Below are 19,934 nucleotides of genomic sequence, written 5' to 3'. Positions count from 1 at the left end.
CAAAAGAGCTTTAAGCTTTTAGTTGATTGTGCCTGCATATCGCTATGGTTAAACACGTTACTGTAGGCCTGAAATTTATTTAGCGCGATGATCTATTTAAAACGCTCAATGCCAGAAAACACCTACAAACCATTGCTACGCAAGATAAAGTTGCGGCACAATTTGTTTACTTGCAACTCGATCTCTAGACCCTTTTACAAGTATTCTTTTACAATACATAAAATGACTTAATTCAGAGAATGCGTTGAACTACTTGGCTCACCTTTATTTAGCACAACCGACGGCTGATTCACACTTTGGTAATCTGCTGGGTGATTTTGGTGGACGTCGATATTCAGAGCAGTTATCCGATGCGGTTAAAAATGGCCTTGAAAATCATTATTTGGTTGATAGGTTTACCGACTCACATCCACTTGTAAAAGAGGCTAAGCAGTATTTTTCGCCAGCGCGTAAACGCTTTGCCAGTGTTGCAATTGATGTGGCGTTCGATCACTTTCTTATTCAGCATTGGCAGCGGTTTAATAACCTACCATTGGCTGATTTCAAACAGCACAGTTATGGCCTTTTAAATGCGCGCCAAGCCATGATGCCTTCACGCATGCAGCAAGTTGTTACCAGTATTACAAACAATGATTGGTTTAAAGAATATGAAACGCTCGATGGGGTTAGCCTTGCCCTTGATAACATCGCCAGACGTATTCGTTTTACCAACAACTTTGCAGGAGCCGCTGAAGATATTGCCCGCCATTATCAACAGTTAGACGCTGTGTTTTTAGCGTTTTTCCCCGAGCTGATTGAGCATGTTAAGCAAGCAGGGGTGGAAAAGCAGCTTTAAGCTATTAGCTTTCAGACTCAAAACCCAACAGATGAGCTGAAATGCTCACCCGTAGGCGTGAAATTTATTTCGCGTGTATTGAATACTGTTTTTCTCTGTGCAGCGCGAAGCGCCTCGGTGTACTCTGTGGTTCAATATTTTTTGCACAAAGAGAAGAGAGTGAGAAGTGAATGAGTAACCCACCAAAACCATCAAATTTGTTGTTAATAATACCTCTTAAGCTTAGCGTCTCTTTTCCTCTTTGTGATAATTACTCCCACAATGCTTTATAAACCGATTTGCCTCTTACCTTAAAATATGAAATGGCTGATATCTTGGCTGCTTGTTGCGGTTATATAGTCGATTAGTGATAGCTAAGTAAATTCTAAGGCGCTTACGAGCTCGTTTTTTAACTGAGCTGAACTACCCTTTGTAAAGCAAGTAAGCCTTAAATTAATACTTACCTCAATCGCTGTACTTTGAACATAGCAATGTAATGTAGCAACCGTGAGGGAACAATAATGAGCAAACCTATAATTGCAGCCGTTTCGCCGAAAAAAGTCACCTTAGAACAGGGGCAAGAGTATTACTTTTGTGCCTGTGGGCGTTCTAAAAACCAGCCATTTTGTGACGGCTCACATGCCGGAACCGATTTCAAACCCAAAGCATTTACAGCAGAAGAGTCGGGCGATGCCTATTTATGCCAATGTAAGCACACTGCCAATGCGCCATTTTGTGATGGTAGTCACAAACAATTTGATCAAAGCCTAGTTGGTCAAGAAGGGCCGGGCGTGCAAATTCAAGCCTCTGATTCGCCAGTTGCTACAGCAACTAAAGAGGAACCTACCGTTGAGCTTATTCATCAATTAGCTCGAGAAGGATTATCAAAGCTTGGTCATCATGGTCCTATGGTGTCGATGGGGGTGCCACGATATCAATTACCTAAATGGGATGACTTACAGTTGATGGTCGCACAAATGGCAACGCAACCTTTAATGGAAGATGTAGCTGTTAATACTGAGCTTGTGGTTGGCCCGCGAGCGAAAAAGCCATTAAAACTGGCTATTCCGCTGTTTGTTTCTGATATGAGTTTTGGTGCTTTATCAGAAGAAGCCAAAGTTTCCTTAGCGAAAGGAGCTGAACTTGCTGGTACGGGTATTTGCTCAGGTGAAGGCGGTATGCTTCCTGAAGAGCAGCAAGCCAATTCACGCTATTTTTATGAGTTAGCAAGTGCAGGCTTTGGTTATAGCGAAGATAAATTAAAAAATGTGCAAGCCTTTCATTTTAAAGGCGGGCAAGGGGCAAAAACAGGCACGGGGGGGCATTTACCGGGCAACAAAAATGTTGGCAAAATCTCTGAGGTTAGAGGAATTGAAGCGGGTACTTCGGCGATTTCACCACCAACATTTAAAGATTTACACAGTGCGGCCGATTTCAAAAAGTTTGCTGACAGAGTGCGCGAGGTAACGGGTGGTATTCCAATCGGATTTAAACTAAGTGCTAATCATATTGAGGAAGATATTCAATTTGCACTCGATGCAAGTGCCGATTACATCATTCTTGATGGTCGTGGTGGTGGCACGGGTGCAGCTCCTGAGATCTTTAGAGATCATATTAGCGTACCAACTATTCCTGCACTTGCCAGAGCAAGAAAGTACTTAGATGAACAAGGTGCAAGTGATGTTACTTTGATCATAACAGGCGGCTTACGCTTGCCGATTGATTTTGTAAAGGCGCTTGCCCTAGGTGCTGATGGGGTGGCGATTTCGAATAGTGCAATGCAAGCAATTGGCTGTGTTGCTGCGCGTATGTGTAATACCAATAACTGCCCAGCAGGGATTGCCACACAAAAGCAAGATTTACGTCAGCGCTTAAATATTGAAAAGTCAGCAAATCAATTGAAGAACTTTTTTGAAGCTTCAACTGAGTTAATGTCGGTTATGGCAAGGGCATGTGGTCATGACTCTTTAGCTAAGTTCAATGCTAATGATCTAGCAACATGGCACAAAGATATGGCGTTGTTATCTGGTGTTAAGTATGCAGGTGTTGGAATAAGTTAGCGAGTTTCGAGGGACAAGATGCGAGGTGTAGGAGGCGTTTTAACGCCGAAAAAAGTCAAAGGGGAGGGTATTCCAACCCAAAACCAACGCTATGATGTTAGCACCTAGCACCTAGCACCTAGCACCATCCCTACGCGATATAAAATCGCGGCTACACTCTTGCTAACTCATCCGATTTAATCGTCTGGGCCTTTTAGGGTAAATACTAAATGCCTGCGCATGTCTTTTAAAATCACACCTTTTTTCAGCATTGCGCCACTTAGGCGTTTTTGCCATTTTAATAGCTCTGGGGTCGCTGCATCGAGTGATTGCTGGTTTTCAAATTGAAAACATAAAAGCAATGAGCCTGGGAATAAGTGGTATTCCACATCAAACCAGCATTGCAACATGCCTTCAAGTTCTGCGCGACCTTGCTCTTCAAGGGCGTCGGCAACATTTAATACAAGGGCTTGCTGTTTTAATTGTACTTTAGAAAGCTTTTTCATTTAAAAACCAAAATCGAGTCGAAAAGTCGATTATAACTAAGCTTTGATTGCAGCAACAACTTTCTTGCTTCCAAACTAAAGGTTATTTCATTGAACGCCATGCAAAGGTCGAAGCGGCAACGACAATCGCAATAGAAATACCAAGGTAGAGGGTTTCTATTGTGCCGCCGAATTCAACGGCGTGTTCTAAAAACAGAATCACTAAAATGACGGATGTTACCTGCACTAAAGTAATTTTTAAGTCATGAAAATCTTCGATATGAAAGGCGGCCAAAAACTGGCTACTCTTTGTGGTTGCAGGCGAAATGAATAGCCGGTACAGGCTGATGGTAATAACTTGAAGAGTAATACCGATAAGTAATAAGTCGAGAATTTTTAAAAGCTCGACTATCATCTCTTTCCCTCCCTTAGCAGAGTCAGGCAATGATATAAGTGTCGTTTTAACAACATTAAAAACGATGTTAACACAGGTTATATAAACAAGTAATGACGAAATTGCTGTAGTGATAATCGCTATGATGACTAAAAACCGGCTATTTTGAAAAAGGCGCTCCATATCAGCTCACATATATAAATTTCTTTGTTATACGAAGCTTAGCTGGTTTTTCATTAAATACAGCACGTTCATTGGCTAAGGGGGCTTAACTTATTAGTTCTTTAAGTATTTACGAGCGAGCTCTGGTTATGTATAAGTTTAAGGAATAAAAAGGTTGCTTCTATTAAGCATTAATACAAAAGGGATTTTTATGGGCTCGATGGCTAAGCACTCACTAGAACTGGATTTAAATGATAAAAAATGGTTTCGATATGCAGCCTTTAAAGGAAAATCGTCACTAACCGAAGATTCATTAACAGAACTAGAATCTTTGCCAGGCTTAGCGACGTTATCAGGATGGAGCGAAGTGATTTTTGCGCTCATGGTATCTGCGATTTCGTTATCTAGTTTTTATTTAGAAGATGTTGTTAAACCATGGTTGGCTTTTTTAATTTGCCTTACAAGCTTTTTATTGGTGTTTATTACTAAGCGCGTCATGACTTACAAGAAGTATGGCTTTGGTTCTAAATGGGCAATGAGCATAAGCAAGGATGAGCTTAAAGTTGATAAGTTGACGTTTAAAAAGCACCAAAATCGTCCCATCACAATTGCTAAAAATGAAATCGCAGAGGTGTTATTTCACTATACGATGGATCTAAAACGCAAACGAAAGTTTGGCGAACCACGAGTTAGATTACCCACCTTGCAAGTGTGTGAAATTTACTTAAAAAATGGTGATACCCATGAAATTGACGGGATGCGGGTAGGGCTTTTTAACGTATTATATTTAATGGTTTTTCATGGCTACCCATTAAGCTTTAAAGGCACTTTTGCTGGTGGTGCAGGGAATGTCTTAATTTTGTTACTAAGGATGTTTGCTCTAACAGCGATTGCAAGTGCGCTTAGTATGCTTTTCATTAATTTAAAGCCATGTGCAGTTATAGCGTGTTCTTGAGTGAAATAGCGCCTATTAGAATTAATAGACGCAGCTGGTACGCTTGTATTAAGCAATAAAGTCGAGGGTTACAAGTAGCCGTTTTTCGCCAGCAGCAAGTGCAGGTGAGCGGTGCACAAGCCCTTTACCTTCGTTATCTTGCCAAGTTTCGCCTTTTAATAGGGCTACATCACCCTCATTAAGAGAGTGAATTTTAGTATTTGCTGTCATTAATCCTGATTCTTCATCGCTTAACCCTTGATGACCAGCGCCAAGTTTAGTGCGATGAAGTCCTGCATTTTGCAACCATTGGGAACCACTACCACAATATGTACTGACTAACCGGCAAGGAACTCTGTCGACATGAAAACGTGGGCACATGGCACGTTCAAGTACTCTTAGGCGTAATCCGGTGCGCTTTAACTCAAATAAATAACAAAACATATCAACTAACTTTGCCAAATCAGCTTTTAACTCCTGCGCTGATGGAAGTTTTTCAAGAGCTTTATCAATGTCAGTTCGAATAGAATCCTCGTTGATCACAGCGTTTATACTGAGATCAGGATTGGCTGCAATACTCTCGGCTACCTCTTTTTGCAGCTGTTCAGCTAAGCTGCGCTGCCAAATTGCAATGTTATGCTCTGGTTTATAAATATGCGAAAACACCACAGGGCTTAACGCCGTTGCTACTGATGTTGGTAAGTTATCAGTATCATGTTCAAATGCGTAAACTGTCATTATGCTTCCTCCCAAACAGGAAATGGGTCGGGCAGGGTTTGCCAAAGCGCTTTGCCTGCTAATAGTTCATCGTCGCTGAGTAAGCAGTTATCGAGTGCGTGTGTGATCGCTGCTTGATTAAGGTTTTGGCCAATAAAAACCAGCTCTTGGCGCATATCACCAAAGGGTTCTTGCCATACTTGTTTAATTGAATTTAAGTATTCGATATCTGTTGGCCACTGATCTTTCGGTAAGGCTTTCCAAAAAATGCCGCCAAAACCATAGCGAGCAATGCCGCCTGCTTGATTCCATTGGCAGGCAAATTGCGGTCGAGAGGCTAACCAAAAATAGCCTTTGGAGCGAAGTAGTTTGCCTTCGGGTTGATTGTTATGAATAAAGTTATAAAACTTCTCAGGGTGAAAAGGGCGGCGGGCCTCGTAAGTAAAGCTGCTAATACCGTATTCTTCGGTTTCTGGGGTATGCTCGCCGCGCAGCTCTTTTAGCCAGCCAGGTGCTTGCTGAGCTTTTTCAAAGTTAAACAGGCCTGTGCCGAGAATTGCATTGATATCAACTTGGCCATTTTCAATGGCAATCAGCTCTGCAGAGGTATTTAATGAGCTTAAAATGGCTTTTAAACTCTCAAGTTCATCGGCGCTAATTAAGTCTGTTTTACTAATTAAAATGACATCGGCAAATTCAACTTGATCAATGAGTAAGTCGGCTACGCTTCGCTCATCTTCATCGCCTAAGTGCTCATTGGTTTCTTGTAAAAACTTGGCTTCGTTAAAGTCTTTTAAAAAGTTAACGGCATCAACGACCGTGACCATGGTATCAAGCCTAGCAACATCAGAAAGTGATACGCCATCTTCATCGGCAAAGGTAAATGTTTCGGCTACAGGAAGAGGTTCTGAAATACCGGTTGACTCAATAACCAAATAATCAAATTGGCCGGTTTTCGCTAAAGCGCGTACTTCAATGAGTAAGTCTTCACGCAGTGTGCAGCAGATGCAACCATTGCTCATTTCTACTAGTTTTTCTTCGCCGCGGCTAAGCGAAACATCGTTTTTAACAGTTGCTGCATCGATGTTTATTTCGCTCATATCATTGACGATTACAGCCACTTTTTTTTCTTCACGGTTATTCAAAATATGGCTGAGCACAGTGGTTTTACCTGCACCTAAAAAGCCAGAGAGCACGGTGACGGGAAGTTTGCTCATGGTAGTGACCCTTAATTAGATTAAACAAAATCGTTAAATGTTTTGTTATAATATATCAATAAAGGGGCGGTTAGGAATAGCTGTTATGTATTAATGCAAGATAAAGATTCACGGTAGTGAAGTGTAATACGCAATCGCATTGCTGTTTATTAGTGAAATCTGAGCTTTTATTGTGTGCTTGCCAAAGAAGACGAAGTTAATAAATGCCGAATGTTGAGTGTTTTTTATGGGGGGAAGGGTAAACCTAAAATAGGTGGTTCAGATTGTTTTAGCTAGAAAAAATTACACAAATTGTGTAATAAGTTTAATTACAAGTTATTTAATTTTGTTTTAACTTGTTGATATTGTTTATTTTAATTTTGGCTTTTTACTTGCTTATTAGTTTTCCTAAATTTACGTAATAACAATTTAACGAATTTAAAATAAAGGGAAACTTATGCCGGAGTCATTTAGATATTCAGGTCAAAAGGGGCATGGTGGTGAGCTACATCAACATGCAAATAATCAGTATTCAACAATGACTACAGCACAAGGTTGTCCTGTTAGTGATAATCAAAATTCATTGTCAGCAGGTAAGCGTGGTCCAACATTAATGGAGGACCATATTTTTCGTGAAAAAATGTTTCATTTCGATCATGAGCGTATTCCTGAGAGGGTGGTGCATGCTAGAGGTTATGGGGCACACGGTTACTTTGAAACTTACGAAACACTTGAAGAGCTGACATGCGCGGATATATTTCAACGAAAAGGCGAAAGAACACCTGTATTTACTCGGTTTTCAACGGTCGCTGGTAGTAAGGGCTCACCTGACTTAGCAAGGGATGTGCGCGGGTTTGCTGTTAAATTTTATACAAAAGAGGGAAACTGGGATTTAGTTGGTAATAACATTCCTGTGTTTTTTATCCAAGATGCGATGAAATTTCCAGACTTGATCCATAGCGCTAAAGCTGAGCCTGATCGTGGTTTTCCGCAAGCGCAAACGGCTCATGATAATTTTTGGGACTTTATTAGTTTATCGCCTGAATCTATGCACATGGTCATGTGGGCAATGTCTGATAGAGCTATTCCACGTTCATTACGCTTTATAGAAGGATTTGGCGTTCACACATTTAAGTTTATCAATAAAAATGGTGAGCAAAAGTACGTTAAATTCCATTGGAAACCTAAATCAGGCATGCAATCAGTGGTTTGGAATGAAGCTGTTAAAATTAATGGAGCAGATCCTGACTTTCACCGTCGCGATATGTGGGAATCAATTCAAAATGGCGATTACCCTGAGTGGGAACTTGGCGTACAGGTATTTGACCAAGCTTTTGCTGATGACTTTGAGTTTGATGTATTTGATGCAACAAAGCTTATCCCTGAAGAACAAGTACCCGTTAAGATCATTGGTCGAATGGTTTTAGATAGAGTGGTTGATAATTTTTTTGCAGAAACAGAACAAGTTGCTTTTTGCACACAGAACATAGTTCCCGGAATCGATTTTACGCCAGATCCACTATTACAAGGGCGTAACTTCTCATATTTAGATACGCAAACCAAGCGATTGGGAGGGCCAAATTTCACTCATATCCCTATTAATGCACCTAAATGCCCAATGCACCACTTTCATCAGGATGGTCACATGGCAATGCATAACCCCAAAGGAAGAGTAAATTATGAGCCAAACTCTTGGCAAAGTGATGAAAACAATCCAAGAGAATGTCCTGTTCATGGCTTTAAAAGTTCTGATGAAGAAACGCAAGGTAGCAAGCTAAGGTATCGATCAGAAACCTTCAGCGATCATTACAGCCAAGCTAGGCAGTTTTATATAAGTCAAACTAAGATAGAGCAATCACATATTCAGGACGCATTGATTTTTGAACTTTCAAAAGTGGAACATTTAGCTATTAGGGAGCGTGTGGTGTCTCATTTACTAAATATTGATAGCGAGTTAGCTAAATTAGTGGCCTCTGGTTTGGGCTTGCAAACAATCCCTGACCCTGCTGAAGCTGCACTAAAAACTCGCCAAGATTTACCTGTATCTGATGCACTGAGTATTCAAAAAAGTGCTTTAAATACTTTTGAGGGAAGGAAGCTCGGTATTCTCGTTAGTGATGGCTTTGACGATCAGCTATTTAATTCATTAGTTAGTGAACTAAACGAGCAAGGTGCGAACTTTGAAATCATTGCAGCCCAGATAGGTGGAGCGAAAAGTTCTACTGGTGTTCATCTTGGAGCTGAGCAAGTTATTAACGGCGGCCCTTCTGTTTTGTATGATGCAGTTGTTTTACTGACATCAGAGGAAGGTGCTAAAGAGTTAATTAAAATTCCAGAGGCGAGAGATTTCGTTTCAGATGCGTACTCACACAAAAAGTTTATTGGTTTTACTGAAAGCTCTATGGAGCTGTTAAAAGCTGTTGGCTTAAATGGAAACCAAGACGACGGCATAATTAACCTAGAAACGTGCAAGGCATGTGACTTTCTTCAGACACTAACACAACTTCGTTATTGGCAACGATAACTCATCTTTCAAGGCGGGGGCTACTCGCCTTGAGTAATGATTATTTATATAGTGAGAAGGTGCAGTGAAATTAATTTATGTTGATGATAATTTGCCCGGTATTACTCGAAAAAGTCACTCTAAATGTTGGCTTTACTACGACCCTACAGGTAAGCGGATTAATGATAAAAGTGAAATCGCCCGTTTAGATGCACTAGCATTCCCTCCTGCATACAAAGATGTTTGGTTTTGTCCTGAGGAAAATGGCCATATCTTAGCAACTGGTTACGATACAAAGGGAAGAAAACAATACCTTTATCATCCAGATTTTAGAGAGCAGCAGGAACTAAAAAAGTTCGAAGTGTGTGAGCTTTTCGGAAATAAATTACCTTTACTTAGAGCAAAGTTAGCTGAATATTTAGAAGGTAATACACTTGACTATCAAAGGACATTAGCCGCAGTTGTTAGATTGATGGATTTAGGCTCTTTGAGGATAGGATCTAAACGAAACGCGAAAGAAAATAATAGTTTTGGAGCGACAACCTTACGTCGCCGCCATGCGAAGATAACAGGGAAAAATATTCGCTTAGAATATAAAGCTAAATCTGGCAAAGTGAGAGAGGTTAACCTTACAGATCGTGTTTTGAGCACCATTATTAAAGAGTTGCAAGATTTACCCGGACAAAACCTGTTTCAATACAAAGAGGATGGTGAATGTATTCCCGTAACTTCACGTGAAGTTAATCAATTTATTCAGCATGTAATGGGAGAGGAGTTTAGTGCAAAACACTTTAGAACCTGGCGTGCAAGTGTTTTAGCATTCGAAGCTTTTTATAATGCAAAGAAAAAGCTCCCTTTGTGCGACATGCTAGAAACGGTATCGAGCCATTTGGGTAATACGCCAACGATAGCACGTAATTCTTATATTCACCCGGCGCTTATTGATTTATGTAAAAAGGATGAAAACAGCCAGGTTGCTTTAAGAAAGCAATTAAAACTGCCCCGTAAAACGAAGTATTTGAATAGATACGAGCGAGGACTGCTACTCTTTCTCAGCTAGTAGATTTGTCTATTGCTGGTAGTCAAGCAATGCCAATTCCTGATAACAACAATGACAGAATAAGTAAGACTATTTGGCAGTGTACTAATAAGTATGGCTGGCTTAACCTTTAGCTAATTAACTGCTTATTAAGGATTTATATGCGCTTAGCTACACGGTTGTTACCGCTTTTTATTACTTGTTTACCTTATACTTTATCGGCTAATGAAGTTTCAGCACCTGAGCTTCCTGAGGCTATACAAGAAATCTACCCTACAGTAATGAATCAACAAGTTTGGGTTGCAGGTGGTATCTCTACTGAACTGCCAGCATCAAAGGGTAAGATGACTGCAAAAGTTCATTTTTGGTCACCAGAATACTTAAGTTGGCAATCCGCTCCCAGTTTGCCCGAGGGGCGTCATCATACTTATTTAATTGCAGTAGAAAAAAGATTATTTGCCTTCGGAGGTTTCGTTAATGCGCAAGGCCAATGGACCAATAGCCGTGATGTGTTAATGCTAGATGAAGGCGCTAAAGCATGGCAAAAAGTGGCGAGCTTGCCTTTTGCATTAAGTGAAACCGTAGGCGCAGTGTTAAATGGAAAAGTACATTTAGCCGGCGGCCGCAGCCCAAGCAGTGAGAAAAATGGACAATGGCAGCATAGTTTAGATGTTAGAGCGCATCTAGTCTTTGATCCTAAAAGCTTTACATTTACAGAAGCGGCACCTTTACCTTCAGCGAGAAACAGTGCGGCAAGTGCACAAGTAAACGGCCGGTGGTTTGTGCTTGGTGGCAGGACAGTAGGTGGCGAGCCAATCACAGAAATGCTCGAATACTTACCAGATACAGACATTTGGCAGGCACATGCAGCATTACCCAAAGCGCGTGCCGGGCATGCAGCGGCAGTTATTGATAATGCTATCTATGTGTTTGGCGGTGAACATAGCAAAGGGGTTGACCGTGAGGTTTTTAAATATGATTTAACCAAGCAGCAATGGGGCAAAGCTTTCGAATGGCAAACGCCTCGTCATGGCTTAGGGGCCATCACGTTAAAAGGCCAAATTTGGCTTGTGGGTGGCGCCACAAAAGTGGGATTGTCTGAAACAAGCAAAGCAGTGAATAATGCACAGATGATGTTAGATAATTTGAAATAGATTTTTTAGAACATTTGAACCATTCAATAAAACAGAATGAGTTGTAAAATTTCACCCCATAAAATTAAATTTCATTTGTTAATAAATGTTAATTGTATTTTGTTTTTTTAGGAACAAATGTATACTAAACAGCCAATAATGATTACATAAAGTGGAATTGTTTTATGAATGGAACTCGTTCAAAAATACTCTTTTCGTTGATCTTTTCTGTTGCCTTGCTTACCGGATGCGGTGGCGGTGGTGGAGGAGACTCTAAATCAGAACAACCTATAATAGATAACCCAACACCAACGCCAGAACCGGTCTTAATGACAGGCGTTTTTTTAGATTCGGCTGTTGCAGGCCTTAGCTATACGACAAGTTCAGGTGAGTCTGGTGTTACAAATAGCGCGGGAGAATTTCAATACCAAGAAAGCGACAATGTTACTTTTTTCCTTGCGAGTATCGAGTTTCCTACAATTAATGCTGCAAGCCTAGTCACGCCACTAGATGTTTTAGACAGCCAAAACTTATACACTCCAGTCGTACTCAATACAATTCGATTGTTGCAATCTTTAGATGAAGACAAGGACCCGTCAAATTCAATAACGCTTGATAGTGACCTAGTTCAACAACTTGAAAGCGCAGGTGTTTCATATGATGACCTGACGTTGCCAACTGAGGAATTTGCTCAATTATTAATACAAAAAGGCCTTTTTGTATCCGTTTCTGATACTGATTTTGTAACGAAAGAATTTGCAGTTTCCCACTTTTCGAGCACTTTATCCAGCTCTAAGGTTATTGATTCAGACGCAGATGGCATCAGTAATGCGACTGATACAGATGATGATAACGACGGTGTTTCTGATGGGGCTGATTTATTCCCTTGGGATAATAGTGAGAGTGCAGATTTTGATTTAGATGGCATAGGCGATAATGCTGATACTGATGATGATAACGATGGTATTGATGATATTAATGATACGACACTGAGTATGAGTAATGCGCTCGATTCGTCGATTAAAAATATTACTCATATGCTCTATCATAAAGTTACAAACAGAGTATTCATTACCGATCAAATTAATAAGTCTTTGTATATTGTTAGCCCTGATACAGGGAACGTAATTCAAACACTGCAGTATGAAAAAATGCCAAGAAGAATGGCAATAGCAAATAATACGCTTTATTTGTCGCTACTTGATCGAGACTTTGAATATTACTCAGAAATTGAGGGGAGTGGCGAGGTTATTGTTTATAACTTATCGCAAAATAAATTCCAGCAAAAAAAACGTTTTAGTGTTGCCGTAGATCCATTTGATATTGTAGCGACAAATTCAGGAAAAGTGATTGTTTCGTCAGGCTCCAATCAATGGACATCAATCCTTGCTTACAATGCTGATACAGGCTTCCAAGTGGGGTCTGCAGGAATTTATCATCAATCTTACTTAAGACTAGACCCTAGCCAGAACTATGTTTTTTCTGCAGACACAGCTTTAAGTCCGAGTGACTTTGAGAAATTTGATATTAGTGGTGAAGGCATCATTTCACGCGGTGACTCTCCATATCATGGTGATTATGGTATTGGAGGACGTCTTTGGGTTTCAGAAGACTACGTGTTTTCTCGTTGGGGTAATATTTTTAATATCTCTGATATGACTCACGTTTCGCAAGTGCTCGGAATGTTTGCTATTGATGATATTCAGTTTGATGAACAAAACAACGTTGCTTTTGCCATTTCGAATGGGAATACATATTTACTAAATCTTCAGTCATTAGAAGTTTTCAGAACGATTACTCAGCCTGGAGATGTTCAGCAAGTGTTTCTTGCTGAGCAATTCACATACTCAGTCACTAAAAGCGATAACACTCTTTATGTGATTAAGACTCCTTATCAATGCGCTGATTGTATCGGCAATACAGCTCCTGTAGCTCACTTTACTTATACGCCAGATACTGGTTTAACAACTGATATATATGAATTTGATGCTTCGAGTAGCTATGACACACAGAGCTCTGAACTACAATATCGCTGGGACTTTGATGATGATGGTCAATGGGATACTGATTTTACGACGAGCTCTGATACAAGTAAAAAGTTCATAACTGCAGGTACTCATTTCGTAACATTACAGGTAATGGATACGGTTGGTGCTGTTGACAGTGTTACGGTTGAAATTAATGTTGCACAAGGGGAAGATTCGGGCAGTGACATAACTGATGGCACTGCTTACGAATTACAATTAAATGTAACAGCAAAAATTACTGACGTACCTCGACAAAAGCTTTATGTCACAGATAAATCAGCTAAGCGATTATATGTTGTAGACATAGCTGATGGCGAAACTAAAAAGTACTTCGAATTTGAGTTTATGCCGGAGCGAATGACATTATCACCTGATGGTAAGCTACTTTATGTTGCTCTTCTTACTCAAGAGCATAGTTCATTTTGGTGGAGTGAAGAACAAAATGGCTACATTGCGGTGTTTGATTTAGAAAAGCAAAGCCAAGTCAATTTATTTGAAATTCAAACTGACCCTTATGACCTAGTCATAAATGACCAAAACAAACTGATTGTTTCTTCAGGCTCTGGACAATGGACTTACATTTATGCGTTTGATGCTGAAAATGGTGATGTTCTTGGTAGTTCTTCTATTTATCAGGCTGCACGTTTAACTTTGCACCCATCGGGTAATTATGTGTTTGCTGCAGATACTGACTCTATCCCATCTGACTTTGAAAAGTTTGATATTAGTGGAGCTGGCATTACCTCTGTTGGAGACTCTCCATATCATGGTGATTTCACTATAGGAGGCCGTGTTTGGATAACGCCTGATGGTAACTATCTAATTAGCCGTGGTGGTCATGTATTCCGTACCGACAATATGACTTACGTACAAACGCTAGAAGGTTTTGAAGAAGGGGATGAGCTGATTACAGCATTGAATTTTGACTCTCAACAAAATCTAGCTTTTATTGTTACTGATAAAGGTGAAGTGCCTTATTTTAATCTGTCTACGTGGTTTAAAGCTGGCAGTATTGAAGTAGAAAATGCATTCGATGTGATTGTTAATGATGACCAAGTAATAGTGTTGAGTGCAGAGTCGGCAGTAACAACGATGGTTTTGGTTGAGCATCCTTGTTCCATATGTGGTACTAACATGGCGCCAGTGGCTGATTTTACCTATACACCAGAAAATGGCACAACGAGTGATAACTTTGAATTTAATGCTGCAGTAAGTACTGATGCAGAAGATGGTGCAAACTTACAATATCGCTGGGACCTTGATGGCGATAATCTATGGGATACTGGCTTTAGCTCTGATCCTCTCATTAGCAAAAAGTATATTCTTTCTGGTAGCAAAAATATTACTCTGCAAGTCAAAGACACTGCAGGTGCTTCCAATAGTAAAATGATTACAATTGAGGTAGCTCAAGGCACTGACTATGGAACACAAGTGACTGATAGCACAGCGTTTGAGTTGCAATTTAGAGTTACAGATACAGCTGTTGATTCGGTGAGGCAAAAGCTATATGTCACAGATAAACAAGCTAAGCGACTTTATTTAGTTGACTTATTAACAGGTGAAACCGAGAAATATTTTGAGTTCGACTTTATGCCTGAAAATATGACGGTGTCTCAAGATAGCTCGCGACTTTATGTATCTTTGCTTAAACAAGAGCACAGTATGTATTGGTTTGCAGAAGAGCAAAGTGGTTACATTGCTGTTTTTGACTTAGCTGAACAAGCGAAAATAAATGTCTATTCAGTGCCAACTGACCCATTTGATCTTGTTATAAATCAAGAAAACAAACTCATTGTTTCATCGGGATCAGGGCAACATACTAGAATATACGCACTTAACGGGCTTAATGGCAATGTATTCAGCTACACAGATATTTATCAAAAAGGAGTTTTAGATTTACACCCAACTGGTAATACTGTTTTCGCTGCCGATACGGGATCATTCCCGTCAGATTTTGAAAAATTTGACATAAGTGGTGAGAATATAGAAGCATTGGGAGACAGCCCTTATCATGGCGATTATGAAATAAATGGTCGTGTTTGGGTTACACCTAATGGTCAGTTCGTTATAAGTCGTGGCGGTGATGTGTTTTACAGTAGCGACATGACCCATGGTATGGCTATTGCTGGGTTAGATTCTGATATCATTGAAGTTGTTTTCGATGAAACACAAAATCTTGCGCTGGTTTTAACTGATTCAAAGGTCATTCGTCTAAACCTTTCTAATTTTGTTGAGCAAGACAGTATCGCTTCTCAGTCTAGCGGCCATTTACTTGATGTTAATAATCAGTTTTATGGTTTAAAAAGAGATGGCATCATCACTCGTTTAATTAAACATAGTTTTGATTAAATAAGATTTGCTTAGTAGTAAGCCGCTACATTTGTAGCGGCTTTTTTTATACCCCAAAAAAAGCATCTAGAAGGAGGCTTTAGTGTAGGTTCATCACCTACAACATAATTATTTAGAAGTTCAGCTGATAACTAAAGCGCTAACATTTTTACTAATCTAATGTTTGTCTACGAGTCAGAAAATTCACATAGTACAAGGTTTTTTAATGTCTAATTTTCAACTACTTAATCTTTTACTATTGAGTGATGTAGCGATTTGGATGACGATTTCCTAGAGCAAGCTTATTGTTGATTAAATGTAAATGGTTAAACTCGTGCAAGTGTCAGCTTTCATGTGGTTTAGTAGTGATGAAAAGTCGCTCCTCTAAAGTTATATTTGTTATTACAGTAGTCATTGCCAGTTTAGGTTCGAGTGCATCCCAGTTACCAGGCGAAGTTAACTGGATGAAAGATGCAAAGTGGGGGATAAGTCATCATTACCTTGCTGGAGGTACTCTAGATAATGCATGGTATAAAATAACAGACTACAACGAATGGAATCACTACGTTAATGGTTTTGATGTCAACGATTATGCAGATAAAGCAGTCAAGCTTGGTTATAGCTATGTAATTTTTACGATTACTCAAAATAGAGGTTATTTATCGACCCCGAGTGATATTTACGACTTACACTCGCCAGCATGCCCAAGCAAAAAAGTTGCGCCTGGTTGTATCACCCAAGTTAACTCAAATCAGGCTGATTACACGCCTACCCGTGACCTTGTTTTGGATTTAGCCAAAGCACTTAAACGAAAAGGCATTAAGCTAATTGCTTATATACCTTCGCACTTAGGGGATAGGTGGACGGGTACAAAAACTAAAGCACCTTACCCTGATTGGTTTATAACCGGTTTTATCAGCGAAAGATCACAGGCTTGGGGAGCCAACATCGCTGGCTGGTGGTTTGATAATTGGTTTGAAGCAGATGAATCGAAACAAAAACTCGAGGCAAAGAATGCTTATTTCGTTGCTGATCAACTTGCTCAGTCTGTTCGAAGTGGCAACCCAAATGCGACGATCAGTTTTCATGCTGGTGATGAGCATAGCTTTGCACCCAAAGAACCACACAGCCAATACACATCAGGTAAAACTAACGAGTTACCTAAGGCACCTTCTTCTAAAAAAGTCATAACAGCTTTAGGTTCAAAAGTGCAGTGGCATGGATTTACCTATACCTCTTTAGGGGGATGGGGACAAGTAAAGAGCAGCTTAAAGTATTCGAACACAGAAATAGCTAACAGAGTAAAGCTAATTGTTGATGAAGGTGGGTTGATAACGTTAGATGTGGCTATCAATGCCGATGGCAGCTGGATTGCTGATCGTCTGGTGCAAATTCAGACTATTGGTAATGCACTTGGCACAACAAGTGACACCACCTATTCAAGCCTCGAGTTGGTAAATGATGATGATCCAAGGATACATTATAGCGAAAGTGGATATTGGATCAGCGCGAGCCAAACAAATATGGGTGAGTATATGCAAGATAGGCACATTACAATGATTAATGGTGCTTACTTTAGTTATGATTTCCAAGGTTCAAGTATTGTATTTGCTACATCAAAAGCTGCTGATCAAGGTACTGTTGAGATTCTCATCGATGGTCAATATCAAGGACAGTTTTCAACTTTTGATGAAAATAACTTCCGTCAAGTGCAAAGTATTATATTTGAAAAACATGATTTATCAGCTGGAGCACACACTTTAATAGTGAAAAAGGTATCGGGTGACGTAATGGCAGTTGATCTCGTCTTATCTAAAAAATCTAAGAGGAGTTTTAAAAAAGACTCGTTTTAGTGATCCCAAACAAAGGGGGGAAACCCCCTTTTTCCATAAATGTTTGATAACGAGCTAGGTTCATACTTTTTAATTCCTCGTACATTGAAACTCACAGAGCAGCTTACATTTCTTTTCACTGTCTGTTAAAAATAATGTTATATTTGTGTTCTCGCTAAAAAGTAATAAAATAATACAAATTATAAGTATAACGATCAGGTTTCAAGATGACATTACAAACAAACAGTCCGTTAGTAGAGCAGCGTGCCGACCCATTTGTGCATAAGCACAGCGATGGTTTTTATTATTTTACAGGTTCTGTACCAACTTATGACCGTATTGAGCTTCGTAAGTCTGAGACATTAGAAGGTTTAAAAGATGCTGAAACCTTTGATATTTGGTTTAAACACGACAGCGGACCAATGAGTCGTCATATCTGGGCGCCTGAAATTCATTATCTTGATGGCAAGTGGTATATCTACTTTGCAGCCAGTGAAGAAGATGATATTTGGGCGTTACGTCCATATGTACTTGAGTGTAAAGGTCAAGATCCACTTAATGATGAGTGGGTTGAACTTGGCATGATGCAAGCTGCTGAAGGTGATGAAAAGTCGTTCACTGACTTTTCTTTAGATGCCACCATTTTTGAAAATAACGGTAAGCGTTACTTCTGCTGGGCAGAAAAAACAGGCGGCCAATTTGCTGCATCAAATCTTTATTTAGCTGAAATGGAATCACCAATTAAACTAAAAACTGCACAGTTTATGCTGACTACGCCTGATTACGATTGGGAGCGCGTGGACTTTTGGGTTAACGAAGGCCCAGCAGTTCTAAAACATAACGGTAAAATCTTCATTGCTTTCTCTGCAAGCGCAACGGGTGCATGCTACTGCATGGGCTATATGGAAGCAGATGAAAATAGCGATTTACTTGATCGCAATTCGTGGACTAAAACACGTACGCCAGTGCTAGAGACGAATATTGAAAAGAAAATCTTTGGTCCGGGTCACAACTGTTTTACTGTTGCTGAAGATGGTGAAACGCCACTGTGTATTTACCATGCTCGTGACTATGAGCACGCAGTGGGTGAGCCGAGTGTGGTGCCAAAAACAGACACCCGTCCACTTGAGGAGATTATAAAAGATCCTCTTTATGATCCAAACCGTCACGCACGTGTGTTAGAAGTGAAGTACGACGAAAATGGTCGCCCGTTATTTGAACTCTATTAACTTTATAGGCCGTAAACTCAGATCATAAAGCCACCTACTTGGGTGGCTTTTTTAGCTTTAAAGCTTGGTTAAGCAATGATAGCGGGGTACCAGTTTGCCAGCGTTACTCCAAATAAACCGATTAAGAACACGACAGATATAAACGCCATCAAACATGCCGTTCCGATTGTAATAAATTTATGGTTAGTTTGTTCTGCATAGCGGACAAGCTCGGCTATGAAAAGAGGTATCAGGTAAGAGCAAAGACTAACGGCAAGCACGGCAGGGCCTGTGAATGTTTTGCTATCGACCCCTAAGCTGCCAAATACTAAAAACCATGCAAATATCAGTAATCTAAAAAACAACACACCATTAGCAGCGAGATATAAACGTATCGCCCAAGTTTTATGCGCATTGAAGTTACGAGCCCGCGCAGTTTTCACTGCAAATAGACTTGAGATGATAACCACTAAGCCGCCAAACATTGTCAGCGCATGCATCAAGGTGTTACCAACGGTGCCTCTTACTATCATTAAATACATGCCGGCAAATGAAATACTGCAAGCTAAAACAACGAATACACGGCCATTATATCGATGAAAGGTTTTGTATTTTGCACGTAATTTTTCAATAAGCTGTAAGCTTCCGCCAAGAATCATCACTACAGCAAATAATACATGCACTGCATACATCAAATTCCCCGTGGTATCATTTGCTACATAAGCGGTGTTGTTAAGTCGATTCCAACCAGATAGACCTGTGGTCATACTTGTCACTCCATAACCAAGAATGAGATAACCCACAAAGCAAATTTGTGCCAGTAATAAGCAAATAAACCAAAGCTTTTTACTGTATCTGAGCGCCTTCAAAGGTGTAAGTTTGCTATTTTTGTTAAACATCATCAATTCCATTACATTATTGCTAATACCGCAAATATAAAGGGCTAGAGAAATATTTCTTATCAAATTCGGAATTTGATCAATGAAATATTGTGTTTATTTATGACCGCCAATGCAGGGTTTGACACATTCACTAACAAACTCTTTTTGCCATGTTGATTTTGAAAAAGTAAACTTACCTGATTGGTAAATTATTCATCAAACTCCCAATTTAAGGTATGCAG

14 protein-coding genes are annotated in these 19,934 nt (G+C 39.9%); 9 read left to right on the top strand and 5 right to left on the bottom strand.

Translation table 11 applies throughout. The features are described 5' to 3' along the window. The first annotated feature begins 244 nt into the window (after positions 1 to 244). Both QUE86_RS03325 and QUE86_RS03320 read left to right on the top strand, forming a co-directional pair. Entirely contained in the window at positions 245 to 835 is a 591-nt protein-coding gene (locus QUE86_RS03325; RefSeq protein ID WP_167658068.1) for an acyl carrier protein phosphodiesterase, read from the top strand. 500 nt (positions 836 to 1,335) lie between these two features. After that, positions 1,336 to 2,874, top strand: coding sequence for a glutamate synthase-related protein (locus QUE86_RS03320; protein ID WP_167658067.1), 1,539 nt, complete (start codon positions 1,336 to 1,338; stop codon positions 2,872 to 2,874). 176 nt (positions 2,875 to 3,050) lie between these two features. Here the strand turns inward: QUE86_RS03320 and QUE86_RS03315 are convergent, their stop codons facing one another. Together QUE86_RS03315 and QUE86_RS03310 are read right to left on the bottom strand one after the other, a co-directional pair. Next, the gene (locus QUE86_RS03315) at positions 3,051 to 3,359 is read right to left on the bottom strand and encodes a hypothetical protein (protein WP_058585610.1); all 309 of its coding nucleotides are present in this window, start codon (positions 3,357 to 3,359) and stop codon (positions 3,051 to 3,053) included. A gap of 82 nt (positions 3,360 to 3,441) precedes the next feature. Beyond that, a complete protein-coding gene (locus tag QUE86_RS03310) occupies positions 3,442 to 3,915 on the bottom strand; it encodes a YqhA family protein (RefSeq protein WP_054560737.1) in 474 nt (157 codons plus the stop codon). A gap of 190 nt (positions 3,916 to 4,105) precedes the next feature. Here QUE86_RS03310 and QUE86_RS03305 point away from each other — a divergent pair, with 190 nt between their 5' ends. Beyond that, the gene (locus QUE86_RS03305; protein WP_178927289.1) at positions 4,106 to 4,849 is read left to right on the top strand and encodes a hypothetical protein; all 744 of its coding nucleotides are present in this window, start codon (positions 4,106 to 4,108) and stop codon (positions 4,847 to 4,849) included. 48 nt (positions 4,850 to 4,897) lie between these two features. Here the strand turns inward: QUE86_RS03305 and QUE86_RS03300 are convergent, their stop codons facing one another. Both QUE86_RS03300 and zigA read right to left on the bottom strand, forming a co-directional pair. Further along, the gene (locus QUE86_RS03300; protein ID WP_286259191.1) at positions 4,898 to 5,566 is read right to left on the bottom strand and encodes a DUF1826 domain-containing protein; all 669 of its coding nucleotides are present in this window, start codon (positions 5,564 to 5,566) and stop codon (positions 4,898 to 4,900) included. Beyond that, on the bottom strand, positions 5,566 to 6,762 hold the full coding sequence (zigA, locus tag QUE86_RS03295) for a zinc metallochaperone GTPase ZigA (RefSeq protein ID WP_256854668.1): 1,197 nt from the start codon (positions 6,760 to 6,762) through the stop codon (positions 5,566 to 5,568). The genes QUE86_RS03300 and zigA overlap by 1 nt, the downstream gene beginning before the upstream one ends. A 436-nt stretch (positions 6,763 to 7,198) precedes the next feature. Here zigA and QUE86_RS03290 point away from each other — a divergent pair, with 436 nt between their 5' ends. The 6 genes from QUE86_RS03290 to QUE86_RS03265 all read left to right on the top strand — a co-directional run bounded on the left by QUE86_RS03290 (position 7,199) and on the right by QUE86_RS03265 (position 18,832). Continuing rightward, complete coding sequence (locus tag QUE86_RS03290; protein WP_286259188.1) at positions 7,199 to 9,265, top strand: catalase; 2,067 nt, start codon at positions 7,199 to 7,201, stop codon at positions 9,263 to 9,265. A gap of 64 nt (positions 9,266 to 9,329) precedes the next feature. Then, positions 9,330 to 10,304 carry a DNA topoisomerase IB gene (locus tag QUE86_RS03285; RefSeq protein WP_167658065.1) on the top strand — a complete coding sequence of 325 codons (975 nt, stop codon included), beginning with the start codon at positions 9,330 to 9,332 and terminating at the stop codon, positions 10,302 to 10,304. A 140-nt stretch (positions 10,305 to 10,444) separates the two neighbouring features. After that, on the top strand, positions 10,445 to 11,437 hold the full coding sequence (locus tag QUE86_RS03280) for a Kelch repeat-containing protein (RefSeq protein ID WP_286259186.1): 993 nt from the start codon (positions 10,445 to 10,447) through the stop codon (positions 11,435 to 11,437). 164 nt (positions 11,438 to 11,601) lie between these two features. Continuing rightward, entirely contained in the window at positions 11,602 to 15,792 is a 4,191-nt protein-coding gene (locus tag QUE86_RS03275) for a PKD domain-containing protein (RefSeq protein ID WP_286259184.1), read from the top strand. 347 nt (positions 15,793 to 16,139) lie between these two features. Next, a complete protein-coding gene (locus QUE86_RS03270) occupies positions 16,140 to 17,624 on the top strand; it encodes an alpha-L-fucosidase (RefSeq protein ID WP_286259182.1) in 1,485 nt (494 codons plus the stop codon). 206 nt (positions 17,625 to 17,830) lie between these two features. Beyond that, a complete protein-coding gene (locus tag QUE86_RS03265) occupies positions 17,831 to 18,832 on the top strand; it encodes a glycoside hydrolase family 43 protein (RefSeq protein WP_167658061.1) in 1,002 nt (333 codons plus the stop codon). Between the two features lie 68 nt (positions 18,833 to 18,900). Here QUE86_RS03265 and QUE86_RS03260 read toward each other — a convergent pair whose 3' ends face one another. Continuing rightward, positions 18,901 to 19,713, bottom strand: coding sequence for a DUF2306 domain-containing protein (locus QUE86_RS03260; protein WP_286259179.1), 813 nt, complete (start codon positions 19,711 to 19,713; stop codon positions 18,901 to 18,903). Positions 19,714 to 19,934: the final 221 nt, after the last annotated feature.

It is taken from the genome of Pseudoalteromonas apostichopi (assembly GCF_030297135.1).
Classification (GTDB): Bacteria; Pseudomonadota; Gammaproteobacteria; order Enterobacterales; family Alteromonadaceae; genus Pseudoalteromonas; species Pseudoalteromonas apostichopi.
The sequence above is the reverse complement of the archived record's forward strand: the minus strand, read 5'-3'. Positions and strand labels throughout refer to the sequence as shown.

Excerpts from the sequence above, each read along its gene's own strand:
- QUE86_RS03320 (WP_167658067.1), top strand. The coding sequence starts at position 1,336 with ATGAGCAAACCTATAATTGCAGCCGTTTCGCCGAAAAAAGTCACCTTA.
- QUE86_RS03315 (WP_058585610.1), bottom strand. The coding sequence starts at position 3,359 with ATGAAAAAGCTTTCTAAAGTACAATTAAAACAGCAAGCCCTTGTATTA.
- QUE86_RS03310 (WP_054560737.1), bottom strand. The coding sequence starts at position 3,915 with ATGGAGCGCCTTTTTCAAAATAGCCGGTTTTTAGTCATCATAGCGATT.
- QUE86_RS03305 (WP_178927289.1), top strand. The coding sequence starts at position 4,106 with ATGGGCTCGATGGCTAAGCACTCACTAGAACTGGATTTAAATGATAAA.
- QUE86_RS03300 (WP_286259191.1), bottom strand. The coding sequence starts at position 5,566 with ATGACAGTTTACGCATTTGAACATGATACTGATAACTTACCAACATCA.
- zigA (WP_256854668.1), bottom strand. The coding sequence starts at position 6,762 with ATGAGCAAACTTCCCGTCACCGTGCTCTCTGGCTTTTTAGGTGCAGGT.
- QUE86_RS03290 (WP_286259188.1), top strand. The coding sequence starts at position 7,199 with ATGCCGGAGTCATTTAGATATTCAGGTCAAAAGGGGCATGGTGGTGAG.
- QUE86_RS03280 (WP_286259186.1), top strand. The coding sequence starts at position 10,445 with ATGCGCTTAGCTACACGGTTGTTACCGCTTTTTATTACTTGTTTACCT.
- QUE86_RS03275 (WP_286259184.1), top strand. The coding sequence starts at position 11,602 with ATGAATGGAACTCGTTCAAAAATACTCTTTTCGTTGATCTTTTCTGTT.
- QUE86_RS03270 (WP_286259182.1), top strand. The coding sequence starts at position 16,140 with ATGAAAAGTCGCTCCTCTAAAGTTATATTTGTTATTACAGTAGTCATT.
- QUE86_RS03265 (WP_167658061.1), top strand. The coding sequence starts at position 17,831 with ATGACATTACAAACAAACAGTCCGTTAGTAGAGCAGCGTGCCGACCCA.
- QUE86_RS03260 (WP_286259179.1), bottom strand. The coding sequence starts at position 19,713 with ATGATGTTTAACAAAAATAGCAAACTTACACCTTTGAAGGCGCTCAGA.